At 66.0% G+C, this 10,488-nt stretch carries 11 protein-coding genes; 4 read left to right on the top strand and 7 right to left on the bottom strand.

The annotated features are described in order from the left end of the window. Positions 1-243: 243 nt before the first annotated feature. Entirely contained in the window at positions 244-516 is a 273-nt protein-coding gene (locus J7I85_RS08335) for a DUF2277 domain-containing protein (protein ID WP_214849682.1), read from the bottom strand. Between the two features lie 209 nt (positions 517-725). Between J7I85_RS08335 and J7I85_RS08330 the strand changes: the two genes are divergently transcribed. After that, complete coding sequence (locus J7I85_RS08330; protein WP_214849679.1) at positions 726-995, top strand: hypothetical protein; 270 nt, start codon at positions 726-728, stop codon at positions 993-995. Between the two features lie 75 nt (positions 996-1,070). Here J7I85_RS08330 and J7I85_RS08325 read toward each other — a convergent pair whose 3' ends face one another. After that, positions 1,071-2,096: a DMT family transporter gene (locus tag J7I85_RS08325; protein WP_214849711.1), complete on the bottom strand. Its 1,026-nt coding sequence runs from the start codon at positions 2,094-2,096 to the stop codon at positions 1,071-1,073. 167 nt (positions 2,097-2,263) lie between these two features. On the opposite strand from J7I85_RS08325, the gene J7I85_RS08320 reads away from it, so the two are divergent. Beyond that, positions 2,264-2,809 (top strand): ABATE domain-containing protein, encoded by a 546-nt coding sequence (locus tag J7I85_RS08320; RefSeq protein WP_214849676.1) that lies wholly within the window; start codon positions 2,264-2,266, stop codon positions 2,807-2,809. 21 nt (positions 2,810-2,830) lie between these two features. On the opposite strand, the gene J7I85_RS08315 is transcribed toward J7I85_RS08320, so the two are convergent. From J7I85_RS08315 to J7I85_RS08305, 3 genes are all read right to left on the bottom strand, one after another. Further along, the gene (locus J7I85_RS08315; RefSeq protein WP_214849673.1) at positions 2,831-3,226 is read right to left on the bottom strand and encodes a hypothetical protein; all 396 of its coding nucleotides are present in this window, start codon (positions 3,224-3,226) and stop codon (positions 2,831-2,833) included. Between the two features lie 112 nt (positions 3,227-3,338). Then, positions 3,339-3,932 (bottom strand): hypothetical protein, encoded by a 594-nt coding sequence (locus J7I85_RS08310; RefSeq protein WP_214849670.1) that lies wholly within the window; start codon positions 3,930-3,932, stop codon positions 3,339-3,341. 48 nt (positions 3,933-3,980) lie between these two features. Continuing rightward, the gene (locus J7I85_RS08305) at positions 3,981-5,333 is read right to left on the bottom strand and encodes an MATE family efflux transporter (RefSeq protein WP_214849666.1); all 1,353 of its coding nucleotides are present in this window, start codon (positions 5,331-5,333) and stop codon (positions 3,981-3,983) included. A gap of 157 nt (positions 5,334-5,490) precedes the next feature. Between J7I85_RS08305 and J7I85_RS08300 the strand changes: the two genes are divergently transcribed. Then, on the top strand, positions 5,491-5,925 hold the full coding sequence (locus J7I85_RS08300) for a DoxX family protein (RefSeq protein WP_214849662.1): 435 nt from the start codon (positions 5,491-5,493) through the stop codon (positions 5,923-5,925). Positions 5,926-6,082: 157 nt separating this feature from the next. Here J7I85_RS08300 and aztD read toward each other — a convergent pair whose 3' ends face one another. Then, the gene (gene aztD, locus J7I85_RS08295) at positions 6,083-7,363 is read right to left on the bottom strand and encodes a zinc metallochaperone AztD (RefSeq protein WP_308159431.1); all 1,281 of its coding nucleotides are present in this window, start codon (positions 7,361-7,363) and stop codon (positions 6,083-6,085) included. A 286-nt stretch (positions 7,364-7,649) separates the two neighbouring features. On the opposite strand from aztD, the gene J7I85_RS08290 reads away from it, so the two are divergent. Next, a complete protein-coding gene (locus J7I85_RS08290; RefSeq protein ID WP_214849648.1) occupies positions 7,650-8,624 on the top strand; it encodes an acyl-CoA thioesterase in 975 nt (324 codons plus the stop codon). Positions 8,625-8,633: 9 nt separating this feature from the next. On the opposite strand, the gene dnaB is transcribed toward J7I85_RS08290, so the two are convergent. Then, complete coding sequence (gene dnaB, locus J7I85_RS08285) at positions 8,634-10,019, bottom strand: replicative DNA helicase (RefSeq protein WP_214849645.1); 1,386 nt, start codon at positions 10,017-10,019, stop codon at positions 8,634-8,636. Between the last annotated feature and the right edge of the window lie 469 nt (positions 10,020-10,488).

The raw sequence follows: 10,488 nt of genomic DNA, 5'->3' as shown, positions 1-10,488 counted from the left end.
GTTCTGGGCCTTCTTCTACAACGCGCTGGGCATTCCACTGGCGGCCCTCGGCCTGCTCAATCCGATGATCGCAGGCGTGGCCATGGCAGCGAGCTCGGTGCTGGTGGTGGCTAACTCGCTGAGGCTCCGCCGCTTCGGCAGGTAGCAACACCCAACTGAGTAGCAGCTGAGGGCGTTCCCAGCGCTGGGAACGCCCTCAGCTGCGACTTACTTGGGTGGCGGGGCCACGTAGGCGTCGGACTGTCAGGCAGTACCGAAGCGAACGGCCGAGCGGGCCTTCGCCTTGGCCGCCTCCTCGTCGCGGTCCTTGGCGGGAGCGTGGGTAACGAGGGAGTCGAGCAGGTGCTGGGTCACGTGTGCTATCTCGTGCACGGCGTGCTCGAACGCCTCCTCATTCGCCTTCGACGGCTTGGTACTGCCGCTCACTTTGCGCACGTACTGCAGCGCTGCGGCGTGTACCTCCTCGGACGTAGCGTGCGGCTCGTAGTTGTGGAGGGTACGGATATTCCGGCACATACCCCCATGCTAGGCTCTGGAGCGCCGAGGATCGACCCTTTCACCCCGCCCGGAAGGGCACCGCCCATGGGGAGGACTGCATGGGGAGCGCTGCCCATCGACACCGTTTCGGGCAAAAGGATAGTTTTGAGGCAATGGATCTTCCGGACGAGCCGGAGGCCGCTGGGGATGCCGACTGGATCGGGTCCGTTGATTAAAGGAGAAACCTGATGGCAAATGTGTGGGGTGCAGATGTTGAACAGCTGAGGAACTTGAGCAGGCAGCTCAATGCTGGTTCGACTGAAATCCAGAGGCAGAAGAACGTCCTGTCAAACTTGCTCACGAACACGGAATGGATGGGCCCGGACGCGGTGCAGTTCCGCGGCAAGTGGGAGAGCGAGCACGTTCCAGCCCTCGCCAGGGTGGCGCAGGCACTGGAAGAGGCGGGCCAGCAGGCAACCCGCAACGCCCAGCAGCAGTCCGACGCTTCCCAGGGCTAGACCGGGAACGCAGCGGAGGGCCGGACGCAGCATGCGTCCGGCCCTCCGGCATTTAAGCAGCCCGTCACTGAAGACTTAGGGGACGGGTTCGACGTCGTTCGCGAGGTCAAGCGGTCCAGTCACCGCTGCCTGGTCCCCCGCTTTGTCTCCCCGGAGCTCATCCAGCCGGACGAACAGTACCCCGCCTACAATCAGCACGCCGCCGAGGAGCTGGATGGGGCCGGGCAGTTCGCCAAGCAACAGCCAGGCCCAGATCACGGCGAACAGGACCTCAGTGAGGGATACGAACGAGGCCACCTTGGAGCCGAGTGCGCGTGCAGCCATGATCCCTGAGACGTAGGCCAGTACGGTGGCCAGCAGCACGAGGCCGCCCAGCGGAACCCACCAGGGGGTGGTCCACGGACCGAGTTTGGTGTCGGCCGTGCTGATGGCCATGGGCAGGAGTCCGGTGGCTGCCGTCAGCCACATCACCGCGGAGCCCACCAGCAGACCGCCCGACGCGAGAACGATGGGCGGCAGGGTGTCATTTTGCTTGGCCGTGATGAAGAAGTACATGGCCAAGCAGACGGCAGCGGCGAGGCCCCAGAACACACCGACGGCATCGACCTTCACTGCACCGGTGAGGTCCAGTACGAGGACGAGACCGCCCAGGGACAACAGCGTCCCCGCAACTGTCAGGGGGCGGGGCCGCTTCCGGCTGGCCACCCAGAGCCACAGGACGATCAACACCGGGGCGAGGTATTCGAGCAGGAGCGCCACACCAACGGACAGCCGGGCGACGGCATTGAAGTAGAACAGCTGGCATGCAGCCACGCCAATCAGGCCAAACAGCGCGATCGTGACCCAGTTGGACCGCAGCTGGGTCCAGCGCCCGCGAAGCGCCGGAACAGCGGGGATTGCAAGGATGAGTGCGGCCGCTGTCAGCCGGGCAGTCACGGCGGCCCCGGGCGTCCAGCCGGTCTCCAACAGTGACTTGGCAAAGGAGCCGGAAAGCCCGAAGACGGCAGACGAAAAGAGGGCGATGCCCAGTCCTGACGCAAGGAAGCCGGGGGCCTTTGCCGAGGAGGCCGGGGCCGTGTCGGCTGCCGGAGTCCCTGCCATCGCTGCAACGTACATCCCGGCGCCCGCGTCGCGCGCGGAAGCCGACGGGATGGAGGGCGTCTGCCTCATGTGGGCGCGCTTGTTCGATGCGGGCACGGATGCCTCCCGTCAGGAGTAAAGTGGGGTATTGGTCCTGACACTACGCCCCGGCACTGTAAGGAGTCAAGGTGGTTTTTGCCCCTGACACGGAACTCTCACTGCGCTTCGTGGTGAACCTCATCAACTCTGCCGCTAATGGCGAGGAAAGCCTGGCTACGGTGGAGGACCTCGACGCGTTCCTGCGGCAGGAGGGCTTTACCGGCTCCCGCACCCACGACGCCGCCGAACTGGCCAGCGTCCACGCACTGCGCGCAGAATTGGCAACACTGTGGACCTCCAACGAGGATGCGGCCGTGGCCACTGTGAACCGCCTCCTGCGGGAAGCCCGCGCACTCCCCCAGCTCCTCAAGCACGACCAGTGGGACTGGCACCTGCACGCCACCACGCACGATGCCCCGCTGGCGGACAGGATGGGCACCGAAGCCGCCATGGCGCTGGTGGACGTGATCCGCAGCAAGGAGATGGACCGCATGCTGGTGTGCGCGGCCGATGACTGCGACGCGGCGGTCCTCGACCTCAGCCGCAACCGGTCCAAGCGGTACTGCGACACCGGAAACTGCGCCAACCGCGCGCATGTCGCGGCCTACCGTGCGCGCCGCGCCAGCGGGGAGTAAGCAGCGCCAGCGGCGCGGGCGTTAGGAGGCTCCGCCGTCGGGCCCGGACTCACCGTTTCCAGCCGTACCCGCAGCACCCGGGGCATCCGGATGGCGCTGGGTTCCCTGAGTCCCATGGCCGCCGTGTCCCTGCGAGGACTTCCGGGCCGAGCTCAGGTTCACGCCGGAGCCTTTACCCAGGTGGGCGGCGTTGTCCTTATAGCTCATGGACAGCATCGCGGCGATGACGAGGGTGACAATGAAGGCGATGCCGGCGGCGGTGAGGGCTAGGTCGAACCGCGGCGAACGGGCACTGCCGCCGGAGGCGAAGATCAGCACCGCGACGAACGCCACCACAGCCCAGAAGGCGGAGAACATCAGGGGTCCCTTGACCGAGGTCCGCAGATTGCGCGGTTCTCCTGGTTTCTGGTGTGCCAAGGTGATTCCTCCCGTGCGGGCGGCGCGATGCGGCCTGCCCGCTATGCTGTGTGCTGGTGATGAAGGGTGCTGGCAGCCAAAGGCTGTTCTACAAGAAGTAGAACCCTTGGTACTAGTTTACGGCCTTTGACGCGCCGGCCTGCGCATCGTGCCGGAGCGAGAGGCCTGCCAGGATCCAGAGCACGCCCGAGATGATGGCGCCGCCGCCGGCAACGCCCAGCAGCGCGTGCGGGCCAAGCCCCAGGAAGAACGGTAGGGTGCCGGCCGTGCCCAGCCCGATGATTCCCGATGCCAGCCAGTCGCGGGCCAGGACATGCCGCCCGCGGAACCTGATGCCAAGATACAGCTCGGCGGCGGACGCCATGGCCAGCCCCACAGCGCCAATCACGGCGAACACCAGACTGCCCTGCAGGAACAGCAGGGCCACGCCGGCGCCGGTCAGGGCAGCTCCCGCGGCGGAAAGAAAGCGGCCGGCAGGCGCCTCGCGGCGGAAACCGGTCAGCGGAATGCCCCACAGCAGGATCAGGCCGGTGGCCAGCAGGTACACCCCGCCCGCGAGCGACATTCCGGTCACGGAAGGAGCCGCCCAGAACACGGTCACGGCACCGAAGACCAGTGCGGCGGCGGCCCGCAGCAGGGCGGGCTTCCACAGCTCCCCCGAGGGGGCAGGCACGTCAGATTCAGCAGGGTTAGCGGGGGAAGTCACCGCTCCAGTTTAGTGCGCCAGGCTGTGCGGGCGAATCCAGGCCGCAAGCTATGAGCCGAGCACCATCCAGCGGTCTGTCCTGGCCCGCAGCCCCAGCGTCAGGCCGCGGGCGCACATGTAGCCCAGCGAAAAGGCCACCCACACCCACACCAGCGCCGCTGCGCCGTCGGCCCGGGCCAGCGGCACCGCCAGCAGCAGCGGAAGGTACACCGCAAGATTCACGACGCCGGCAATCGCCAGATACTTCGCGTCGCCGGCCCCGATCAGCACCCCGTCGAGGACGAACACGTACCCGGCGAGGGGCTGGCCCGCGGCCAGTACCCACAGTGCCGCGGTCAGGACCGACTGGACGCCGGCGTCGGGCGTGAAGAGGGCCCCTGCGAACGGGGCCGCCACGGCGAGCAGCACGCCGGTGGCCACACCAAAGCCGGTACCCCAGCGGATCATGGTCCGGGTCAGGATCCGCGCCTTGGCAGGGTTGGAGGCTCCCAACTCCTTGCCGATCAGCGCCTGAGCGGCGATGGCCAAGGCGTCCAGTGCGAAGGCGAGGAAGGTGAAGACTGTCATGGCCAGCTGGTGCGCAGCCAGGTTCACGGCACCCTGGGCCGTGACCACGAGCACGGTGGCGAGGATGGCGATGCGGAGGCTCAGGGTGCGCAGCATGAGCCAGGAGCCCACCTTGGTCATGGCCCGGATCCCATGCCAGTCGGGCAGCAGGCTGACGCCGTGGTGACGGGCGTTGCGCTGCACCATCACCAGATACACCGCGGCCATGGCCCACTGCGCGATGCTGGTACCCACCGCAGATCCGACGACGGACAGTCCGAGTCCGTAAACCAACACCAGGTTCAGCACGATGTTCAGCGTGAATCCCGCTGTGGCCACCACCAACGGCGTCCGGGTGTCCTGCAGCCCCCTCAGCACGCCCGTGCCGGCAAAGATCAGCAGCATCGCGACCAGCCCGGGCATGGACCAGCGCAGGTAGTCCACGGCGAAGGTGCGGATCTCCGGACTCGGCCCCATGAGCCCGATCATCGGCTCCGCGGCGAAAAAGCCAGCCAGCGCCAGCGCAGTCCCGAGTAACAAGGCAAGCCAGACGCCGTCGCGCCCGGCAGCAAGTGCCCTTCCGATTTGGCCATCCCCCACCGCCCGCGCTACGGCAGGGGTGGTGGAGTACGCCAGGAAAACCATCAGCCCCACCGCGGTGTGCAGCACCGCCGAGGCCAGCCCCACACCGGCCAACTGCGCAACGCCCAGGTGTCCCACAATGGCCGAGTCGGCCAGCAGAAACAGCGGTTCCGCGATCAGCGCGCCGAAGGCGGGAACGGCAAGCCGGAGGATTTCACGGCCGTGACTGTCGGGCTTGGGGGTGGAAACGGCGGCGGAAGGCGATGGGGGCACGGAGCCAGCCTAGCCGCCGCCGAAAAGATAACCACGACACATTAGTTGACACTTCAACAAAAGTTCGGGACAGTGGAAGGGAAGCTTCACCCGACACGCTCCGAACCGCGTGCCCAAAAGAGACAACCCCCAATCGAACCGAACGGTGAGAATCTCCATGAACCAGACCACCCAGACCACCACAGCCCTGACGATCCTGCGAGTGATCGCGGGATTCCTCTTCGCCGCGCACGGCTGGCAGAAGTTCAGCGAATTCACCATCGCCGGCACGCAGGCATCCTTCGCCAAGATGGGAGTTCCGGCCGCTGAGGTCGCCGCCCCGGTCGTCGCCACCCTGGAGCTGGTGGGTGGCATCGCCCTCATCCTCGGCGTACTGACCCGCGTCTTCGCCGCCCTGCTCGCCCTGGACATGCTTGGCGCCCTCTTCCTGGTCCATGCCTCGGCCGGAGTCTTCGTCGCCACCGGCGGCTACGAGCTGGTTCTCCTGCTTGCAGCCGGGGCAGCGGCCGTCGCCCTTGCCGGAGCCGGCCGCCTCTCGGCGGACGCAGCCCTGTTCGGCCGCAGCAATTCCAAGCTCAAGGTTCTCGCGTAACCTTCCCGGGCTGCAGCACTGCTCCAGAGCGGTGACTGTCCAGGATACGACGACGACGGCGGCTGCTCGCCCGGCACTTCGGTGCCCGGCGGGCGGCCGCCGTCGTTTTGTTTTACTGTTTTTTGGCCGGTTGTTGTTGGTTCAGCCGGTCAGTTGGTCAGCCGGTGACACCCGTCAGCTCATCCGGCGTGTGAGCCAGCCTTGCCGTGCGGACGGTCTTGCCCGTCTTCAGGTCGACGGCGTGGAGTTCCCGCGTTGCCGGTTCGGTTACATAGGCGGTGGATCCCTGGACGTACAGGGTTGGCCGGGGGTCCTGCCACGCCTCGGGCTCCTGCCAGGCGGCAACGACGGGGATCGTGGACACGGTGGCGCCTGTCACCGGGTTGAGGACGTGCAGCGCGCCGTCCGTGCCGAGGACCAGTGCTTCCCCGGCCGCCCCGCGCCCCAGCGACCGGAACGAATAGCTCGTACCGAGTTCCACCAGCTTCAGGGCCTTGGTATCCGTGTTCACCAGCGAAATCCTGGTGGGCCGCTCCAGGACCGCGTCTTTGTCCACCTTGTAGTCCCCGAGCACCACGGGCGACGCCGGTGAACCGGCCTGGTTGCCCAGCCGACCATAGGCGTCAGGACTGGAGATCTTGGAGAACCTGCCGTCCTTGAACACCAGCATCCCGTCCTCACATCCGAAGATCACGGTGTTTTCGCCAGCCACCGCCTCGCCGTGGACCCCGGGGCAGTTCTGGCTGCGGAGGATCTCCTTGCGGTCCCGGCCCGTCTCCTTGGAAGAACCCGCACTCCCGGAAGAACCCGTGGCCGGCCCCAGGAGGGCCACGGCATTGCGGGCGTCCTCGTCGCCCACCGTCACCAGCAGCTTGCCGTCCTCCAGCTCCACCGCCACGCCGTGGTGGGCCTCGGGTGCCGTGTAGGTCGTCGTCTCCGGAAGGCCGTCCTCCGACAGCTCTCCGAGAGCGGCCGACTCAAAGGACTCCACCTTGCCGGACCCGTCGCTGAACAGGACAGTTCTGCCGGCGTGCCGCACCACATGGCCAGGCTTGCTCGCCTCGAACGCCTGATCCGTCAGCATGGGCTGGGCGGCGTAGGAGTGGCCGTGGTCGCCGTGCCGCTCGGTCCAGACGCCGGCGTCGAGGACGCGGAACGAGTCGTCCGCCGCCACCAGGACGTGACGGCCGTCCCCTGCAGGACTGATGCGGTTGTAGCCGTCCAGCTCAACGTCCGCCGCCACGGGCTCAAGGGTTGCGGCGTCCAGTACTCCGACGCCGCCAGCGTAGGTGTAGACCAGGCGCGGATTAGGGGCGCGAAGCTCCGTGGGTTCCGCGGCTTCGTCCCGCCGGGACGTGCTGGCAGAGCTTTCGGCCGTCTCCTGTCCAGGGCTTCCTGCGCAGCCGGACAGGAGGAGGGCAGCTCCGCAGGCTGCCACCAACCGGACTGCGTGCGGCCTTGTGAACGGTTGAGTGAAGGGCCCGGTGATGGATGCGCTCGTGCGGCCGCGCCAACGGGTCGTAGGTCGGGCAGGAAGAAGTCGGGCGGGAAGAACGGGTCGTCTTGATAACATAACACTAATGATAATCATTATTAATAGGGGCAGGGCGACTTCTTCCCGTTCATGACGCCGGATGCACAAACCGCCCATTCTTATGGCGCGCGGGAGCGCGTTTGTGAAGGCCCGGATCTGACTGCAGGACAGCGGTCAGTAAACTGCGACCATGAGCGAGACTGCCGCCAACTCCGTAACCCTCCGCTTCCTTGCCGCCCCCATGGACGTGGGCCACAGCGGATCCGTTGACGCCGGAACGGTGCTCGAGTGGGTGGACAAGGCGGCATATGCGGCCGCAGTGGGCTGGGCCAAGTCCTACTGCGTCACCGCCTACGTGGGAAACATCCACTTCGCAGACCCGGTGAACAGCGGCGACATGGTGGAGGTCACGGCCACTATCGTCTATACGGGCCGCTCCTCCATGCATATCCGGACGGTGGTCTCGTCCGGGGACCCCAAGGGTGGGCCGGCCACCATGCGGAGCCAGTGCATGGTGATCTTTGTGGCGGTTGGCGAGGACGGGAAACCCATCCCGGTAAAGCAGTTCGAGCCGATAACGGCGGAAGAGCTGGAACAGCGGGACCACGCCCTGGCGCGGATCGGGATCCGTGAGCAGATCGTCGAAGCCATGAGCGCCCAGGAATATACCGATGCCGGCACCGCCGAGCGCGTCGTCCTCCGGTTCATGGCGGCGCCCACCGACGTGAATTGGGGCGGAAAAGTCCACGGCGGCATCGTGATGAAGTGGATCGACGAGGCGGCATATGTCTGCGCCTCGCGCTACTGCGGCCGGGATACGGTGGCTGTCTTCTCCGGTGGAGTCCGCTTCTACCGGCCGCTGCTGATTGGCCACGTGGTGGAGGTGGAGGCCCGGCTGGTCTATACGGGCACCAAGGGCATGCACATTGCCGTACATGTCCGCTCAGGGGACCCCAAGGGCCATGAACTGAACCTGACCACCTACTGCCTCACCGTGATGGTTGCCCGCGACTCCGAGGGCACCTCGGTCCCCATCCCTGCGTGGACCCCCGTGTCCGAGGAGGACAAGCGGCTCCACGCCCATGCGCGGGAGCTCCTGGAGATTAGGGCAGCAGCCCCGGGAAACAGGCTGCCCAACCACCTGCTGCAGTCACAACCGCACTAGCAGCGCAGCCTAGAAGCCGCCACCGCCTCCGGCATCCCCCGCCATGTTGGCGAACCGCGAGTAGTGGCCCTGGAAGGCCACAACAATGTCCTTGGTGGGGCCGTTACGGTGCTTGGCGATGAGGATGTCCGCCTCACCGGCGCGCGGTGACTCTTTGTCATAGACGTCTTCACGGTGCAGCAGGATCACCATGTCGGCGTCCTGCTCGATGGACCCCGATTCACGCAGGTCGGAGACCATGGGGCGCTTGTCCTGGCGCTGCTCAGAACCACGGTTCAGCTGCGACAGGGCAATGACGGGGACCTGAAGCTCCTTGGCCAGCAGCTTCAGCGCACGCGAGAACTCGGAGACTTCCTGCTGGCGGGACTCCACCTTCTTGCCCGAGCTCATGAGCTGCAGGTAGTCGAGGATCACGAGCTTGAGGTCGTGCTGCTGCTTGAGCCGGCGGCACTTGGCCCGGATCTCCATGAGGGACATGTTGGGGCTGTCGTCAATGAACAGCGGGGCATCATTCATACGCCCCATGGTGGTGGCGATCTTGGACCACTGCTCATCCTTGATGGTGCCCTTGCGGAGGTCCTGCAGGCCGATGGTGGCCTCGGCCGAGAGGAGGCGCATGGCGATCTCGTTGCGGCCCATTTCGAGGGAGAACATCACGGTGGCGAGGTTGTTCTTGATCGCGGCCGAGCGGGCAAAGTCCAGCGCGAAGGTGGACTTACCCACGGCCGGCCGGGCGGCAATGACGATCATCTGGCCCGGATGCAGCCCGTGCGTCAGTTCGTCCAGCTCGTAGAAGCCGGTGGGAACGCCCACCATGCCCTCGCCGCGGTGGCCGGAGGCCTCGATCTCATCCACCGTGGACTCCATGACGTCCTTCAGGACGACGTAGTCTTCCGCGGTCCGGCGTTCGGCGACAGCGTAGACCTCCGCCTGGGCCTGGTTGACCAGGTCTTCCACTTCGCCGTCCTGGCCGTAGCCGAGCTGCACGATCTTGGTGCCGGCGTTGACCAGCCGCCGGAGCACGGCACGCTCGGCCACGATCTCGGCATAGTAGCCGGCGTTCGCTGCCGTGGGTACCGTCTGAATGAGCTCATGGAGGTAGGCCGGACCACCGATCCGGTTGATCTCCCCGCGCTTCGTCAGCTCGTCCGACACCGTGACGGCATCCGCGGGTTCTCCCCGGCCGTAGAGGTCGATGACGGCCTCGTAGATGGTTTCGTGGGCCGGGCGGTAGAAGTCCTGGCCACGCAGGATCTCCACCACGTCCGCAATGGCGTCCTTGGAGAGCATCATGCCACCCAGGACGGACTGTTCGGCGGGGATGTCCTGGGGAGGTTTACGACTGCCTTCGGATCCGCGGGTACCTTCGATTGAGTCCAGGTGCGTAACTGACAAAGCTGCCGTCCTCCATTGTGTCCGCGGTCCGTGCAAGAGGACTGCGGCGCATGTGCCGTGTGCCGTGTGTGGGCCGCACAGCAAAGTCTGCTGCCCGGGCTAATGCAACTACACCAGCAGGCCCTGACATTTTTTGGTCCGGGCCATTGAACCCCGGCGACGCCTCATCCACAGGTTTTCCACAGGGCAGCACGAATCTTCCGGAGTCCAGCTGTCCGCGGGCTCCGGTGTTCAGGCCGGAAGGGAAAACTCACCCGAATGGGGTGTCTCCGCTACGTTAGCCCCCGGCTGCCCACTCACAAAGCCCGCGGTTTCGCACCTCTGTGGATAACGTGTGCACAAGATACGGCTGCTTGTGCACAGCCTGTGGGGGAAGCTGTGGATAGAAATTTTCTTTTGCGCATATATGCGGCCTGACCTGCGAAAACGTCAGAATTTTCCTGTGGATGAAATTAATTCTTGTACCAAC

The sequence above is a fragment of the Arthrobacter sp. ISL-65 genome, assembly GCF_018613795.1.
GTDB lineage: Bacteria > Actinomycetota > Actinomycetes > Actinomycetales > Micrococcaceae > Arthrobacter.
This window is presented reverse-complemented; position numbering and strand designations above follow the sequence as displayed.

Coding starts and splice junctions, on each gene's coding strand:
- J7I85_RS08290 (WP_214849648.1), top strand. CDS start 7,650: ATGAGCGAGACTGCCGCCAACTCCGTAACCCTCCGCTTCCTTGCCGCC.
- J7I85_RS08330 (WP_214849679.1), top strand. CDS start 726: ATGGCAAATGTGTGGGGTGCAGATGTTGAACAGCTGAGGAACTTGAGC.
- J7I85_RS08300 (WP_214849662.1), top strand. CDS start 5,491: ATGAACCAGACCACCCAGACCACCACAGCCCTGACGATCCTGCGAGTG.
- J7I85_RS08335 (WP_214849682.1), bottom strand. CDS start 516: ATGTGCCGGAATATCCGTACCCTCCACAACTACGAGCCGCACGCTACG.
- J7I85_RS08325 (WP_214849711.1), bottom strand. CDS start 2,096: ATGGCAGGGACTCCGGCAGCCGACACGGCCCCGGCCTCCTCGGCAAAG.